General features: G+C 71.8%; 17 protein-coding genes. 11 read left to right on the top strand and 6 right to left on the bottom strand.

Translation table 11 applies throughout. From position 1 onward, the window contains the following. The first annotated feature begins 16 nt into the window (after positions 1-16). The 4 genes from FL583_RS26500 (at position 17) to FL583_RS26485 (ending at position 2,751) form a co-directional block, all read left to right on the top strand. Complete coding sequence (locus FL583_RS26500) at positions 17-364, top strand: PadR family transcriptional regulator (RefSeq protein WP_142707540.1); 348 nt, start codon at positions 17-19, stop codon at positions 362-364. A gap of 3 nt (positions 365-367) precedes the next feature. Continuing rightward, positions 368-1,333, top strand: a complete 966-nt coding sequence (locus FL583_RS26495) for a permease prefix domain 1-containing protein (RefSeq protein ID WP_142707539.1) — start codon at positions 368-370, stop codon at positions 1,331-1,333. Between the two features lie 96 nt (positions 1,334-1,429). Then, positions 1,430-1,756 carry an STAS domain-containing protein gene (locus tag FL583_RS26490; RefSeq protein WP_142707538.1) on the top strand — a complete coding sequence of 109 codons (327 nt, stop codon included), beginning with the start codon at positions 1,430-1,432 and terminating at the stop codon, positions 1,754-1,756. Further along, complete coding sequence (locus tag FL583_RS26485) at positions 1,753-2,751, top strand: sensor histidine kinase (protein WP_142707537.1); 999 nt, start codon at positions 1,753-1,755, stop codon at positions 2,749-2,751. Before FL583_RS26490 ends, FL583_RS26485 begins: the two co-directional genes overlap by 4 nt. On the opposite strand, the gene FL583_RS26480 is transcribed toward FL583_RS26485, so the two are convergent. The 3 genes from FL583_RS26480 to FL583_RS26470 form a co-directional block, all read right to left on the bottom strand. Further along, on the bottom strand, positions 2,743-3,849 hold the full coding sequence (locus tag FL583_RS26480) for an Rv3169 family protein (RefSeq protein WP_142707536.1): 1,107 nt from the start codon (positions 3,847-3,849) through the stop codon (positions 2,743-2,745). The genes FL583_RS26485 and FL583_RS26480 overlap by 9 nt on opposite strands. Beyond that, entirely contained in the window at positions 3,846-4,937 is a 1,092-nt protein-coding gene (locus FL583_RS26475) for a phosphotransferase family protein (RefSeq protein ID WP_142707535.1), read from the bottom strand. Before FL583_RS26475 ends, FL583_RS26480 begins: the two co-directional genes overlap by 4 nt. Before the next feature lie 103 nt (positions 4,938-5,040). Further along, a complete protein-coding gene (locus FL583_RS26470; protein ID WP_142707534.1) occupies positions 5,041-5,487 on the bottom strand; it encodes a nuclear transport factor 2 family protein in 447 nt (148 codons plus the stop codon). 50 nt (positions 5,488-5,537) lie between these two features. Between FL583_RS26470 and FL583_RS26465 the strand changes: the two genes are divergently transcribed. The 3 genes from FL583_RS26465 (at position 5,538) to FL583_RS40345 (ending at position 7,685) form a co-directional block, all read left to right on the top strand. Continuing rightward, on the top strand, positions 5,538-6,476 hold the full coding sequence (locus FL583_RS26465) for an LLM class F420-dependent oxidoreductase (protein WP_142707533.1): 939 nt from the start codon (positions 5,538-5,540) through the stop codon (positions 6,474-6,476). 261 nt (positions 6,477-6,737) lie between these two features. Continuing rightward, positions 6,738-7,112 (top strand): hypothetical protein, encoded by a 375-nt coding sequence (locus FL583_RS26455; RefSeq protein ID WP_142707532.1) that lies wholly within the window; start codon positions 6,738-6,740, stop codon positions 7,110-7,112. A gap of 333 nt (positions 7,113-7,445) precedes the next feature. Beyond that, positions 7,446-7,685: a hypothetical protein gene (locus tag FL583_RS40345; RefSeq protein WP_170323875.1), complete on the top strand. Its 240-nt coding sequence runs from the start codon at positions 7,446-7,448 to the stop codon at positions 7,683-7,685. Positions 7,686-8,084: 399 nt separating this feature from the next. Here FL583_RS40345 and FL583_RS26445 read toward each other — a convergent pair whose 3' ends face one another. Continuing rightward, positions 8,085-9,446 (bottom strand): MFS transporter, encoded by a 1,362-nt coding sequence (locus FL583_RS26445; protein ID WP_276611640.1) that lies wholly within the window; start codon positions 9,444-9,446, stop codon positions 8,085-8,087. Continuing rightward, complete coding sequence (locus FL583_RS26440; RefSeq protein WP_142707529.1) at positions 9,443-10,474, bottom strand: NADPH:quinone reductase; 1,032 nt, start codon at positions 10,472-10,474, stop codon at positions 9,443-9,445. The genes FL583_RS26445 and FL583_RS26440 overlap by 4 nt, the downstream gene beginning before the upstream one ends. Before the next feature lie 84 nt (positions 10,475-10,558). Between FL583_RS26440 and FL583_RS26435 the strand changes: the two genes are divergently transcribed. The 4 genes from FL583_RS26435 (at position 10,559) to FL583_RS26420 (ending at position 14,254) form a co-directional block, all read left to right on the top strand. Then, complete coding sequence (locus FL583_RS26435; RefSeq protein WP_205752476.1) at positions 10,559-10,885, top strand: hypothetical protein; 327 nt, start codon at positions 10,559-10,561, stop codon at positions 10,883-10,885. Continuing rightward, entirely contained in the window at positions 10,882-11,718 is an 837-nt protein-coding gene (locus FL583_RS26430) for a fumarylacetoacetate hydrolase family protein (protein ID WP_142707527.1), read from the top strand. The genes FL583_RS26435 and FL583_RS26430 overlap by 4 nt, the downstream gene beginning before the upstream one ends. A gap of 48 nt (positions 11,719-11,766) precedes the next feature. After that, positions 11,767-12,624 (top strand): LLM class F420-dependent oxidoreductase, encoded by an 858-nt coding sequence (locus FL583_RS26425; protein WP_142707526.1) that lies wholly within the window; start codon positions 11,767-11,769, stop codon positions 12,622-12,624. Positions 12,625-12,691: 67 nt separating this feature from the next. Next, a complete protein-coding gene (locus FL583_RS26420; RefSeq protein WP_205752475.1) occupies positions 12,692-14,254 on the top strand; it encodes a methyl-accepting chemotaxis protein in 1,563 nt (520 codons plus the stop codon). Here FL583_RS26420 and FL583_RS26415 read toward each other — a convergent pair. Further along, on the bottom strand, positions 14,251-15,429 hold the full coding sequence (locus FL583_RS26415) for an NAD(P)/FAD-dependent oxidoreductase (RefSeq protein ID WP_142707525.1): 1,179 nt from the start codon (positions 15,427-15,429) through the stop codon (positions 14,251-14,253). The two genes, FL583_RS26420 and FL583_RS26415, sit on opposite strands and share 4 nt — an antisense overlap. Between the last annotated feature and the right edge of the window lie 97 nt (positions 15,430-15,526).

The raw sequence follows: 15,526 nt of genomic DNA, 5'->3' as shown, positions 1-15,526 counted from the left end.
CACTATCGTGTTCAGCATGACAATGGATGCGACGCTCTCCACCCACCTCCAGGAGCTGCGCCGCGGCACGGTCGTCGTCGCGAGCCTGGTCGCCCTGCGCACGCCGGGCTACGGGTACTCGCTGCTCGAGACGCTGAGCACGGCCGGGTTCGAGGTGGAGGCCAACACGCTCTACCCCCTGCTGCGACGCCTGGAGGCCCAGGGCCTGCTGACCAGCTCCTGGAACACCGACGAGGCGCGGCCGCGCAAGTTCTACCGGACCACCGAGCAGGGCGAGGAGATCGCCGCCGCCCTGCGCGACGAGTGGACCCGGCTGACCGTCGCCATCGCCGACCTGACCGCCCCCACCACCCCCTCGGAGTGAGACATGGCCGCCACCCTGCTCGACCGTTACGTCTTCACCGTCCTGCGCCGCGTCCCCGAGGCACAGCGCACCGACATCGACCGCGAGTTGCGGGCGTCGATCGCCGACGCCGTCGACGCCCGGGTCGACGGCGGCGAGCCGCCGGACGCGGCCCTGGAGGCCACGCTGCTCGAACTCGGTGACCCCGAGCACCTGGCCGACGGGTACGCCGGCCGGCGTCAGTACCTGATCGGGCCGGACCTGTTCCCGATCTGGCGGGCGATCCTGAAGATGCTCTACACGATCGTGCTGCCGATCGTCGTCGTGGTCGCGGTGGCCGGGAAGCTCCTCGCCGATCCGGGCATCGGCCCGGCGATCGGCGTCGGCATCGGCACGCTGCTGACGGTCGGCGTCCACCTGGCGTTCTGGACGACCGCGGTCTTCGCGATCATGGAGCGGACCGGCGTCGGCCGGGCCGAGCTCTCCGGCGGCCCGTGGACGCCGGAGAAGCTGCCCAGGTACGAGCGGCAGTACCACAACCTCGCGAACCTGGCCGGAGCCCTGATCTGGCCCGCGCTGATGGCCGCCGCGCTGGTCGTCCAGCAGTTCGCGATCACCGACGAACCGGTGCTCGACCCGGACAACTGGACGTTCTGGTGGCCGTACGTGCTGGTGCTGCTGGCTCTGTACGGGGCCTACGCGGTCTGGACCTACCGCCGTCCGGTCTGGAACCACACGGTGACCGCGGTGTACGCGGGGCTCTCGGTGCTGCTCTGGGGTCCGGTCGTCTGGCTGCTGGCCGATCACCGGTTCTACAACCCGGAGTTCCTGTCCGGTCTGGACTGGGGCGCCGAGGATCCGCAGCGCTGGCTGACCGTCAGTGGGATCCTGTTCGCGCTGGTGTCCGCGGTCTGGGGCGTCGTCGACGTGGCGATCCGGGCCGAGCGGAGCCGGCGGGGAAGCCCGGCCGCGATTCCCACGATCGTGTGACGCGCAGTAATGGGACGTGCACGACACGCTCAGTCCTGGCAAGCTAGCGTCGGTTCCGGGTACCAGACCTCGTCTCTCCTACCGGTGGTGGTACCTATGCACACGGGGCGGCCGGAAAGCCTCCTCCGCTGCGCGCTGCGCACGACCGGAGATCGGTTCGTGGTGGCCGGCGAGATCGACGAGGCGAACGCCTCGGCTCTGGGCGAGCGTCTCTACGCCCAGCCGGTGGCCACGCTCGACCTGGCGAACGTCACGTTCTTCAGCGCGGCCGGGTTGCGGGTGCTGCTGACGCTGGGCCCGATCGCCTGCGCGGAAGGGGTCGTCGTGGACGTGCACTGCTCGCCTCCGGTCTGGCGGATCCTCGAACTCTGCGACTGCCGGGACGTCCCCGGCCTGCGATTCGTCCGGGGGGCGGAGCGATGACCGCGGACGTCCAGCACCAGACCCGCGGTTTCCAGCACGCCGCGCTGATCATCGACGACGACGAGACGGTCGAGACGCTGCTGGCGCCGGTGCTGCGCCGGCACGCCGCCGCGCGCGACAACGTGCTGGTCGTCGTCAACCCGGACACCGAGCGGACGCTGCGCGCCGTGCTCGGCCCGGTCGCGTCGGCGATCGAGTGGGGCGAGCCGGGCGCGTTCTACCAGCGACTCGGCTTCGCGTTCTCCGGCTTCCGGCGGTACCTGCAGGAGCAGTACGCGGCCGGCCGGACCGTCCACATCATCGCCGAGCCGGACGTGGCGACCGATCTGGACTCGCCGGTCGACCGGGTCGCGGCCTACCTGAGCTACGAGGCGATGTGCAACGACGCCTACGCGCCCTACGGCTGCCCGGTGACCTGCCTGTGGGACAGCCGCCGGCACCCGACGCTGGTGATCGAGAACGTCCGGGCCATCCACGACCACGAGCTGACCCGGCACGGCCGGCTGCCGAACCAGCGGTTCGTGCCGACCGCCGAGTACCTCGGCGGCCGCGCGTACGTCACGATGCCGCCGATCCCGCCCACCACCGACCAGGACCTGGTCGTCAACACCCTGGACGACCTGCCCGCCTGCCGGTTCGCGATCGGTTCCTGGGCGGTGGCGCAGGGCTTCGCCGGGCTGGCCGCCGAGCAGATCACCTCGGCCACGAACGAGATCGTCACCAACGGCCTCTGCCACGGCGCGGCCCCGGTCCGGGTCCGCGCCTGGCACCACGACAAGATGCTCGTCGTCCAGGCCGACGACGCCGGCGGCCGGCCGATACCGGCCGACGCCGGCTACCGGCCGCCGATCCGTCCGGGTGACGGTCTCGGTCTGTGGGTCGCCCGCCAGTTCGCGGACGTCCTGCTGACGCACACGCTGGGCAACCGGACGTCGGTCCGGCTGTACTTCCCCTACGCGGTGACGCACCAGGGCATGGACGTCAGGTCACGGTGAGACCGCGCTCCAGTCGGCGAAGCCCGACGGGTCGTGGCGGCCGACGCTCGCGTGCTCGAACAGGCCCCAGCCGACCGCGCCGTCACAGGTCGCCCGGGCGGCGTGGTCGACCACACCCCACGGGATCCGCCCGGCGACCGCGGGGTCGGTCATGTCGTAGCGGTCGGACCGCGACCAGTCCCGGCCGTGCCAGGTGCCGTGGCTCCAGTCCGGGTCGCCGCCGTAGCCCGCGCCGACGTGCAGCGGCACGCCGACCAGCGACTCGACCTCGACCAGCAGCGGCTTGCCGTCCGGGGTGGTGCAGTGCAGCCGGGCGGTCGTCGGGATGCGGGTGCCGCTGACGTAGCTGATCTCGACCCGGGGCCAGCCGAGCTGCTCGACCCGGCCGTCCGGGAAGACCCGGCTGGCGTCGTTGAGCGTGCGGTACCCGTCCGGGCTCTCCTGGACGATGACGATCAGCGCGAAGTCGTCGAAGCGCAGCGGCACGTACAGCCACCAGAAACCCTGCTGGTCAGGGTCGCCCGGCCTGCCCGGTGGGGGCGCCTCGCCGGACGGGCGGATGCCCCACGAGCGGTCCCGGGTGCCGAGCCAGGTGTCGGGGTCGACCGCGATGTCGGTGCCGTCGAGGTTCAGCGTGCCGCTCCACGTGCCGACCTGGGCGAAGCGGCTGGCGTCGAGCGTCACCGCGGGGCCGTTGAGCATCAGGTGCGGTTGCTCCATGACCGCCGGGAACGAGCCCTCCCAGGCCAGGTCGAAGCCGACGCCGAGGTCGGCCGCGTCGCAGATCACCCGGACGCGCTGCAGCGCGTCGAGGACCTCGACCCGGTACGGCCCGACGGCCTGCTCCAGGCCCCGGGTCTCCAGCGCGTCCGAGAACTTGACCGAGTACTGGGTGTCGCCCCGGCGGACCAACGCGTACGCGTCGATGACGCCGAGGTTGGGGTAGGTGCCCAGGCCGGTGATCAGGAACGTCTCGCCGGTCCGGTCGTGCGCGTTGAAGTAGCTGCGGTCGTAGAAGTTGCGGTCGCTGGTCGCGGCCCGGGCGATCGGCAGCGGAGCCTGGTGGATCGGGTATTCGTCGAGCGGGGTCGGCTTCACGGGGCACCGCCGTCGAGCATCCGGCGGAGCTGGGTGTGGAACAGGACGTATTCGTCCGCGGTGGGGGGCACGGTGTCCTCTCCGAAGTGGATGGACCGGCGCTTGATCCGGGCCATCACGATCGCGTGTCGCAGGGCGGCGAACATGAGGAAGAAGTCGAGGTCGTGGACGGTGTGCCCGCTGGCGCTCTGGTAGCAGGCCACGACGTCGTCGGTGCGGAAGAGGTCCGGGATACCGGGGAACTCGAACATCTCGGCGATGTCCTGGAAGAAGCGGTGCAGGAAGATCATCCACCCGAGGTCCACCTCGCGGGGGCCCAGCGCGCACATCTCCCAGTCGAGCACCGCGACCGGGGCGAAGCCGTCGTAGATGATGTTGCCGGGGCGGGCGTCGCCCCAGCAGAGCACGGTCTCCCCCGGGTCGGCCGGCCAGTGGGCCTCGAGCCAGTCGAACGCCTCCTCGATCTGCGGCACGCGGACGCCGTCGCCGGCCAGCGCCCAGTCGTAGTACGCGCGCTGCTCCTCGACGAGGGCGCGTAACGCGTCGCCCTGGGTCTCGTCGGCGAGGGTCGGGAGGTGCCGGTGCACGTCCGGGAGCGCGTGGACCCCGGCCAGGGCGCGGACCGCGCCGTCCTGGAGTTGCCGTCGCTGCTCGGGTGCGGCGTCGAGGAGCCAGCCGCCGAAGACGTAGGGCGGGTTGTCGACCGGCACCCGGCCCCCGTCGATCCGGTCCATCACGATGAACGGGACGCCGAGCGCGTCCGGGGACTCCTCGATCCAGCGCAGCCGGGGCACCGGGACGTCGGTGTGGGCGGCGACGGCGCTGATCACGTCGTACTGACGGCGGAGGTCGTAGCGGGGGAAGACCGGGTACGAGGTGGCGTCGGGAGGCATCCGGACCACCAGACCGGCGCGGGTCTCCCGGCCGTCTTCGGGCCAGACGGCGTCGAACAGGAGCGAGACGCTGGAGAGGCCGTTGCCGTCCGGGCGGGCGACCTCGCTGATCTCGACCGGGCCACCGGTCCTGGCGGCCAGCCAGGCGGTGAGCCGGCGGCGTAGGTCGGCCAGGTCGGTGACCGTGGTCGTCATCTTGGTTGCTTCGGTATGCGATTTCGCCTCGGTCACCGTACGCCTCCCGCCGTTGGAACGCGTTCTTGTTTCGGCGGAATGTAAGGGCGTTTCGGGGTACGGGTCAAGGCTTGCGGATGGACGCGAGCGTGCGCTCGACCTCCCAGTAGGCGCGCATGAGTTCGATCCGCCCGGAGCCGTCCAGGCGGTAGACGCTCACCAGGTCGGTGTCGGCCAGCGTGCCGTCGTCGAGCTCGGTGCTGAACGTGGCGACGTTCGCACAGTGGATGCCGTTAGCGAACGAGTCGTGAACCGTGAAGTGGAACCGCTTCACCGGGGCAATCACCGTGTCCCAGAATGTGCCGACGCCGTCGCGGCCGCGATGGCCCTTGCCTTCGGGGTCGAAGAAGCTCGGGCCGACCGGGTCTTCGAGCAGGGCGTCTTCGGTGAAGAGGGCCAGCCACTCGTCCTTGGCCTTGCGGCCGACCGCGTCGTAGGACCGCTGGGAGGCCGCGCGCGCCGGATTTTCGCCGTCCGGAGCATTCCAGGTGATGAACTCGGACTCGATCATCGCTGCACTATAACTCGTTCTATTCTGCTGGGTGGGGTTAAGTTCGGAGCATGACGATTCGTCTGGGCTACCAAATTCCGAATTTCACCTATGCCGGAATTCCGAACGACCAGCTGTTCGACACGGTGGTCGCGCAGGCCCGGGAGGCCGAGGCCTCCGGGTTCGACACCGTGCTGGTGATGGACCACTTCTACCAACTGCCGGGGCTGGGCACGCCCGACAACCCGATGCTGGAGGCGTACACGGCGCTGGCCGGCATCGCCGCGTCGACGTCCACGATCCAGGTGTCGGCGCTGGTCACCGGCAATACGTACCGGAACCCGCCGATGCTGGCGAAGACCGTCACGACGCTGGACGTCGTCTCGAAGGGACGGGCGATCCTGGGGATCGGGGCCGGCTGGTTCGAGCGCGAGCACGACGACTTCGGGTACGAGTTCGGGACGTTCACCGACCGGTTCGAGAAGCTCGAGGAGGCGCTGAACATCATCGCGCCGATGCTGCGTGGGGAGAACCCGACGTTCTCCGGATCGTGGTACTCGGTGCGGAACGCGATGAACAACCCGCGGGTGCGCCCGACGATCCCGATCATGCTCGGGGGCTCGGGCGAGAAGAAGACGTTCCGCCTGGCGGCGCTGTTCGCCGACCACATGAACATCATCTGCGCGCCGGCCGATCTCCCGCGCAAGGTCGCCGCGCTGCGCGAGCGGTGCGAGGAGGCCGGCCGGGACCCGTCGACGCTGGCGACGTCGTTCCTGACGTCGGTACTGATCGGGGAGTCGGAGGCGGAGGTGAAGGGCGTGTTGGACGGGTTGCCCGAGGCGGCTCGGGCCCGGGCCGTGGCCGGGACGCCGGAGCAGGTCGCGGAGATGCTGCAGGAGCGGGTGCTGGATCAGGGGATTAGTGGGTTGACGATCAATATGCCGGTGAATGGGCATCGGGCGGGGGTTGTGGGGTTGGCTGGTGCGGCGCTGAAGCCGTTGGTGTCGTAGGGGGTGGTGGTGGTTCGGTTAGTGGGGGTTGGGGTGGTTGTGGGGGTGTTGGTGGCGGTGGGGGCGTGTTCGGGGTCGCCGTCGTCGTCGGGGTCCCCGTCGTCGGGGGCGGGGCCGTCGGGGGCGGCGTCCTCGGGGGCGGGCCCATCCTCGGGGGCGGTCCCATCCTCGGGGGCGGTCCCATCCTTGGGGGCGGGGCCGTCGGGGGTGGGGGTGCCGGCGGGGGCCGATGCGTTGGACTGTGGAAATCCGATCGACGCGGTGGTCGCGCCGCCGTCCGACTACACGACGGTGTTCGACGGGGTGGCGCTGCTGACGAGCGGGGTGGTGCAGGCGGCGGAGACGTCCCCGACCGAGCCGCACCGGCTCTTCGCCAAGACCGGCCTGGTGGTACGAGCCGGCCGCGAGGTGACGCTGAGCGTAGGCCCCGAAGCGGCGATCTTCTGGGGCAACCGCGCCGCGGTCTGGACCCGCACGCTGCTGGTCCCGGCGTGCCCACAGCCACCCGGCGCGAAGGGCCCGTGGCTGGCCTATCCCGGCGGCTACGCAGTAGACACCCCCACCTGCCTCCCACTCCGAGTCACCGTCGGCACCCGCTCCAAGACGCTGAGAGTCCCCGCAGGCAAACCCTGCTGACCAAGACCCACTTGTTCGAATTGGTCACTTTCCTTGACTAATTAGTCAAGGAAAGTGACCAATCGCGAGACTTGTTGGACGACCCAGCGGCCCCGCCCGGGTACGGCGCCCGACCGGTGCGGTGGCAGCCGAGGCGGGTGCGGCGGCCGGGCTGATGGACACGGCCGCCCGCTGGTCCGCTTCACCGCGCCCGCGCCCGCGGTAAGGCCCGCGGCCGGACTGGTCGGACTTCGCAGTGGCGGTGGCGGCAGCAGGGCTGGTCGATTTCATCGCACCCCGGCTCGCGGCCGGGGTTGGTCCGCTTCAGCGGCGGCGACAATGGTGGCCGGACTGATGGCTGCGGTCGCCGGACTGATGGCTGCGGTCGCCGGACTGATGGCTGCGGTCACCGGACTGATGGCTGCGGTCACCGGACCGATGGCCGTGCCCGCCGGGTTGGTCGGTTCGAGTGCGGCCGGGGTGGTCGGCTTCAGCGGTGGCGGCGCTAACGGTGGTGGCGGTGGCCGGACTGATCGCTGCCGTCGCCGGGCCGATGGCTGCGGCCACCATGCCGACGACCCTCCGCCGTGGTGACGGCCCGCACACCGCGCCGATGGCTACGGCCCCGTGCTCACGACCCCACCCACCGTGGCAACAGCCCCGCCCCCGTGGCAACAGCCCCGCCCCCGTGGCGATGGCCCCGCCCGCCGTGGCGATGGCCACGCTCGGTGGGCCGAGGGCTATGCCCACATCGGTGGTCGGTTGCGTCCCGCCCCGCTTCCGCGGGCGGAGGGGGCGGCGGCGGTGGCGGCGACGATGCGCCAGCGGCAACCGGCACGACCGCGGCAGGTCGACTCGCTGCGGTGTCGCGGCCGGTGCGGTCGATGGCAATGGGACAGGCCATGACCTCCGAGGGCGGCCGCTCGGGCTCCGCGGGCGGCGGACAGGCGCGCCCGCCTCAGATCCCCGCGGAGCCAACACCAGACCCACACGTCACCCAGGAACCCTCCCGGTCACCTGATCCCCAGCCGCACGCGGCAAGAAGACCGCATCCACCCCCGGCACCACCATCAAGACCGCCAACAACACGAACGCCAACCGGAACGGCCCCGACGAACCCTCCACCACCACACCCCCCAACCGCACCAACAGCGCCGCCACCGCGACCCCCAACCCCGTCCCCAGCTCGTGCAACGTCGAGAGCAGGGTGTTCGCGTGGTTGAGGTCACCCGCGCCCACATCCGCGAACGCCACGCTGTTGTACGCGGTGAACCCCGTCGACCGGGCCACGCCTGAGACGAACAGCACCACCAGCAGCGGCAGCGACGGGGTCAGGAACGCCATCCCCACCAGGCACACCACACCGACCACGATCGACGCCAGCAACACGGTCCGGATTCCGAAGCGACGCATCAGCCAACCCGTAGCCGGCTTGATCCCGACATTCCCCGCGAACAGGGCCATCAGCGCCAGCCCGGCCTCGGTCGCCGACCAGCCGAACCCGATCTGGAAGAACAGTGGCAGCAGGAACGGGATCGCGGTGATCAGGGCCCGATACCCCGCCCCGCTCACCGCCGTCGTCCGGAACGTCCGTACGCGGAGCGTCCGCAGGTCGACCAACGGGTCCCGGACCCGCAGCAGGTGCCGCACCGCGGCCGTCAGACCGAGGACGGAGACCACCAGAGAAACAGCCACCACCGGCCCGAACCCACTCCGCAGCCCCTCGGCCGCCACGACCAGCCCTGCCACCCCGGCCGCGGTGAGCAGGAACCCGACCCGGTCCAACGGCCCGGGCCTCTCCGACGACGCCAGCGACGGCACCAGCCGCACGGCCACCAGCAACGCCACCACCCCCAGCGGGACGTTGATCAGGAAGATCCACCGCCAGGACGCGTACTCGGCCAGCGCCCCGCCGACCAGCGGAGCCACCACCGGAGCCAGCAGCGCCGGCCACGTGAGGTACGCGATCGCCCGCACGAGATCGCTCTTGGGCGTCGTCCGCAGGATCATCAGACGGCCGACCGGAACCATGAGCGCACCGCCCATGCCCTGCAGGACGCGGGTCGCGGTCAGCGACCCGAGGCCGGGCGCGAGCGCGCAGCCGGCCGACGCGACCGTGAAGACCAGCAGCGCGGTCAGGAAGATCGGCCGGACGCCGTACCGGCGGGCCAGCCACCCGCTGACCGGGATCAGCACCCCGAGCGTGAGCGCGTACGCGGTGATCGCGACGTTGACGTCGACCGCGGCGACCCCCAATTCGGCCGCGATCGCCGGCGCGGCCGGGGCGATGACCGTGCCGTCGAGGATCTCCATGAAGTAGGCGGCCGCGACGAGGAGGGCGAGCCGCCGTTCTATGGCGCGCCCACCTCGATCAGGACCTTGCCGACGGCGCCGTTCTCGACCGCGACGTGGGCGTCGCCGGTCCGCTCGAGCGGGTAGCGCAGGATCGGCAGGCCGTGCTCCTCGCCGACCGGGAGCACGCCGTCCTCGATCGCCCGGGTGATGTCCTCGGCGGCCGCGTCGAGCGCGGGCTGCCCGACCGTGTAGAGCAGCAGGAACTGGTACCGGACGTTGGTGGCGAAGTGTCCACCGACGTTCAGCGTCATCTCGCTCCCGCCGTCGGTCGCGTACACCGCGACCAGCCCGTGGTTGGCCAGCACGGCCTGGTTCAGCGCCGCGTTCCGCGACGGCGAGACCTCCACGACCTGGTGGACGCCGTCCGGAGCGATCTTCTGGATCTCCGCCGCCGCGTCCTGCTCCTTGTAGTTGACGACGTGGTGCGCGCCGGCGTTCGTCGCCAGCGTGGCCTTCTCCGGGCCGCTGATCGTCGTGATCACGGTCGCGCCGGCCCAGCGGGCGAGCTGGATCGCCGCGTGACCGACCGCGCCGGCGCCACCGGCGACGAGCACGGTCCGCCCGGCGAGCGCGCCCGGGCCCAGCCGGGACGGGCCGCCCTCGGCGACGGTCAGCGCCCGGTGGGCGGTCATCGCGGGAACGCCGAGGCTGGCGCCGAGCTCGAACGACGCCGAGGCCGGGAGTTTCACGACCCGCTCGGACGGCAGCACCGTGTACTCCTGGGCGGTGCCGGTCGGACGCTGGTAGGCCGACAGGTACGTCCAGACCCGGTCGCCGGCGGCGAGCCCCTCGACGCCCGGCCCGACCGCGTCGACGACGCCGGACCCGTCCTGGTTCGGCACGACCTCGTCGGCGGCCAGCCCGCCGCCGCGGGTACTGCTGCCCGACCGCGACTTCCAGTCGGTCGGGTTCACGCCCGAGAAGACGATCCGGACGCGGACCTCGCCCGGTCCGGGTTCGGGGATCTTCCGCTCGACGACGGTGAGGACGTCCGGGCCACCGGTTTCGCTGTACACCACTGCGCGCATGGTCCCCAGTCTGCCCGGTCCGACGCGGGGGTATGACTGGTTCATGCCTGCGAATCCGGTACGGAGCCGATCGCCGGCCCGGTCGTGCTGCTCGGGCACTCCAGCGGCGCCCAGGTAGTGGCCGAGGCGGCGGCCGGGCGGGCCGACGTCGCCGTGGTGGTGCTGGTCAGCCCGATCGTCGACCCGGCGGTCCGGCGCCTGCCGGTGCTGGCGTTCCGCTGGCTGTTCGACGGCCGAGGCGAGTCGCGCGGCCTGCTGGCCGGGCTGGGCCCGGCGCCTGGGGCATTACGTCGAGGTGCCCGGGTCGCACTCGTTCTTCTGGAACGACCCGGCGGCGTTTTCCGCCGCACTCCGGCGGGTCGGCGAGGAACAATGGGCCGCCCGCGACGACTGAGAGGACCGCCCCTGTGAGGATCGTCGGAATCCGCCGGACCGGCGCGCCCGCCGTCGAGGTCGCCGACCTCGATCCGGACGCGGGAACCGTCGCGGTGATCGCGCCGCTGGACGAGTTCTGGGCCGACGCCCGGGCCCACCTCGCCCGCCCGGCCGCCGGCCCGACGATTCCCCGGGAGGACGTCGAGCTGGTGCCGCCGGTGCTCCCCGGCGCCCGGGTGATCTGCATCGGCCTGAACTACCTGAAGCACGTGGCCGAGGGCTCGTTCTCCGAGACCGGCATCCCGCCCTACCCGACGCTGTTCGCCCGCTGGACCCAGTCGCTGACCGTCGACGGCGCCGAGGTCCCGGTCCCGGCCAACGAGGACGGCATCGACTGGGAGGGCGAGGTCGTCGCCTACGTCGGCGACACGCTGGCCGACGCCGACCCGGACACCGCGCTGGCCGCCGTCGTCGGCTACTCGGCCTTCAACGACCTGACGTCCCGGAAGGCGCAGAAGCTCACCTCGCAGTGGATCCTCGGCAAGAACGGCGACCGGTCCGGTCCGCTCGGCCCGCTGGTCCCGGCGGCCGAGGTCGGCGACCTGCGCGACGGCCTCCGGGTGCGGACCCGGGTCAACGGCGAGACCGTGCAGGACGGCCGGACCGACCAGATGGTGTACACGGTCGGCGACACGCTCTCGCTGATCTCGCACACGTTCACACTGCGCCCGGGCGACCTGCTGGCCACCGGCACGCCGTCGGGCGTCGGCTACGCCCGGACGCCGCCGTGGTTGCTGCACCCGGGTGACGTCGTCGAGGTGGAGGTCGAGCGGATCGGGACGATCCGCAACCCGATCGTCGCCCGCTGAGCGTCCGCTAGCATCCTCTAGAACACGTTCTAGTTGTGGAGGGTGCTCATGAGGCACGGGATCGTGCTGTTCGCCAGTGACCGGGGAATCCGTCCCGCCGACGCGGCCCGCGCCGCCGAAGACGCCGGTTTCGACACGTTCTACGTGCCGGAACACACCCACATCCCGGTCCGCCGGGACGCCCCGCACCCCGGCACCGGCGGCGCCGCGCTCCCGGACGACCGCTACTCCCGCACGCTCGACCCGTGGGTGTCGCTGGCCACCGCGGCCCAGGCCACGACCCGCATCCGGCTCGCGACCGCGGTCGCGCTCCCGGTCGAGTCCGACCCGATCACGCTCGCGAAGACGATCGCGACGCTCGACCACCTCTCCGGCGGACGCGTGACGCTCGGCGCGGGCTTCGGCTGGAACACCGACGAACTCGCCGACCACCACGTCGACGCCCCGAAGCGACGGACGATCCTGCGCGAGTACGTCGAGGCGATGCGGGCGCTCTGGACCGACGAGGTGGCCGAGTACCGGGGCGATCACGTGGTGTTCGGGCCGTCCTGGGCCTATCCGAAGCCGGTGCAGGCGCACGTGCCGCTGATCATCGGCGCCGGCGGCGGCCCGAAGACGTTCGCGTGGATCGCCCGCACCGCCGACGGCTGGATGACGACGCCGACCGAGACCGGTCTGCGCACGAAGACCGACGAGCTGCGCGAGGCCTGGGCCGCGGCCGGCCGGGCCGGTGACCCGCAGATCCACGTGCTGGCCACCACCAAGGCCAGCCCGGAGCTGCTGGAGACCTGGGCCGACGCCGGGGTCACCGACGCGATCTGGGGCCTCCCCGACCGCTCGCCGGACGAGGTCGTCGCCTCCCTGGGCCGCCAGGCCGACCGCCTCGGCCTCGCCCCGGTGCGCTGATCGCTCAGCATCGCCTCCGCCCCGCCGATGGGAAGCCGACGTCTAGGAGAAGGCGGGGGCTTCCGGGATGCGCTGGACGATCAAACGCAAGCTGATCGGCATGGGGGCGGTCGCGCTGGTGGGAGTGACCGCGCTCGCCGCCCTGCAGTACTCGAACGGCCGCCAGTCCAGCGATGCGCTCTCGGCGATCGCCGACAACAACTACCCGTCGGTCCGGATCGCCCTGGAGCTCGAGCTGGCCAAGACCGGCCAGGCCGACGACCTGGCCAGCTACATCTCCAGCCGCGACGCGTCCCACGTGAGGGAGTGGAAGGCCGACCGGGCCGACTTCGAGAAGTGGCTCGACGAGTACGCCGGGCTCGACAACACCGCGGTCGAGGTCGACCTCGTCGCCGCCCTGCGCGCGGACGAGCAGAAGTACGACGCGGCCGCCCAGCAGGTGATGTCGCTGGTCGCCGCGGGCAACCCGGGCCGGGCGTCGGCCGTGTCGGACGGCACGCTCGGCCCGATCGAGAAGTCGATGTTCGCCGCGCTGACCAAGCTCGAGAACCTCAACGCGACGTTCCTCGAGCGTCAGTCGGCCAGTTCGAAGTCGGCGGCCCGGCACGCGCTGTGGATCTCGCTCGGGCTGGCGCTGATCGTCGCGGCGGCCACGCTGGTCATCACCGGGCTGGTCGTCCGGTCGATCATGACCGCGCTGGGCCGGACGTCGGCCGTGCTCTCGGCGGTTGCCCGCAACGACCTGACCCGGCGCGTCGAGCACGTCGGGAACGACGAGATCGGGGCGATGAACGCCGACCTGAACATCGCGATGGACTCGGTGCGGCGGCTCGTCGGGACGGCGTCCGAATCGGCTCAGGCGCTGGCCGCGGCGGCGGAGCAGCTGACCTCCTCCGGGCTGCAGATCGCGCACAGCGCGGAGGAGACGTCGGCCCAGGCCCAGGCCGTCGTCCGGGCGGCCGAGCAGGTGTCGATGAACGTGCAGACGGTCGCGGCCGGGTCGGAGGAGATGAGCGCGGCGATCCAGCAGATCTCGCAGAGCGCGAACGAGGCCGCCACCGTCGCGTCCGAGGCGGTCGAGGCCGCGGAGTCGACGAACTCGACGATGCAGCAGCTCGGCGACTCGTCGATCGAGATCGGCAACGTCGTCAAGGTCATCACCTCGATCGCCGAGCAGACGAACCTCCTCGCGCTCAACGCGACGATCGAGGCGGCCCGGGCCGGCGAGTCCGGCAAGGGGTTCGCGGTGGTGGCCGGCGAGGTGAAGGACCTGGCCCAGGAGACGGCGAAGGCCACCGAGGACATCGCGTCCCGGGTGCGGGCCATCCAGGCCGACAGCCAGACCGCGGTCGGGGCGCTGGACGAGATCCGTTCGGTGATCGGTCGGATCAACGACTACCAGGTCACGATCGCCGCCGCGGTCGAGGAGCAGGCCGCCACGACCGGCGAGATGAACCGGAACGTGGCCGGCGCGTCCGACGGCGTCGGAGAGATCACGACGAACATCAGCGGGGTCGCCGAGGCGGCCGAGATCACCGGGCAGGGCGTCACCGAGTCGACGCGGGCGACGGCCGAGCTGTCCCGGATGAGCAACGACCTCCAGCAACTGGTCAGCGCCTACCGCGTCTAGCGCATCTCCCCCGCTCCGGCGTACGGGTGTTGGCTACGCAGGGGGTCTTGCTCGGCGAAGCGGGCCAGGCGGAACGCCTTCTCGGGCACGTGCTCGGCCCGGCTCGCGCCGTCGGTGACCAGGTCGGCGACGAGCGCGCCGACCGCCGGGCTGATCTTGAACCCGTGCCCGCTGAAGCCGGCCGCGACGATCAGGCCGTCGATCGGCGTCGCCGAGATCACCGGGTTGAAGTCCGGCGTCACGTCGTAACACCCGGCGTAGGTGCCGGCCACGGCCGCGTCGTCCAGGCGGGGGAACCGGTGGGCGAGCTTGCCGACCGCGAGCTCGAGCGACTCCTCGGTCGCCCGGTCGAGGTAGTCGTCCGGGTCGGCCGGTTCCAGCACCGCCAGGTCGCTGTTCCCGACCAGGATCCGGCCGGCCCCTTCGGGCCGGACGTACTGCAGCGACACCAGGTCGGAGAAGACCGGCACGGTCCCCAGGCGCTGACCCGCGTCGACGAGGACCAACGCTTCGCGGTGGACGACGATCGGCAGGTCGACGCCGTGGGCGGCCAGCAGTGGCACCGACCACGGACCCGCGGCGACGACGACGGTGCCGGCGCTGATCGTCTCCCCGTCGGCGAGCCGCACCCCGGCGACCCGGCCGTCGGTCACCACCAGCTCGGCGACCGGAGTGCCCTGGCGGATCGTGACCCCGGCGCGGCGGGCCGCGGCCGCGTAGGCCTGGGCCGTGCGGTAGGCGTCGCCGTAGCCGCCCCGGGGCTCGTAGGCGAACGCGGCGAAGTCGTCGAGGTGCGCGGTGGGCCAGAGCGGGGCGACGTCGTCGGCCCCGATCTCCTCGGTCCGGACGCCGACCGCCCGCTGGTCGGCCAGGCTCGCCCGCAGCGCGTCGACGTTCGGCGCCCCGACCCCGACCACGTAGCCGACCGGCCGGTACCCGACGTCGGTCCCGAGGATCTCCTCGGCGTTCTCGAACACGTCCAGCGACCGGGTGGCCATCGCGGCGAGCGCCGGCACCCCGTAGTGGCACCGGACGATCCCGCTCGACTTCCCGGTGCCCCCGGACCCGACCGTGTCGCGCTCGCACACGACGACGTCGGTCACCCCGCGACGGCTGAGCTGCCAGGCGGCGGCGACCCCTTCGAGTCCCCCGCCGACGATCACGACGTCCGCCATGGCACGCTCCTGTCTCCTAAAGAGAAACTGAGTCTCTCACGGAGAAACTGCACGGTCGAGGGTGAGCGGTGTAACCACTTCGTGAACTAACCCTCGA

The organism is Cryptosporangium phraense, assembly GCF_006912135.1.
Taxonomy (GTDB): domain Bacteria; phylum Actinomycetota; class Actinomycetes; order Mycobacteriales; family Cryptosporangiaceae; genus Cryptosporangium; species Cryptosporangium phraense.
This window is presented reverse-complemented; position numbering and strand designations above follow the sequence as displayed.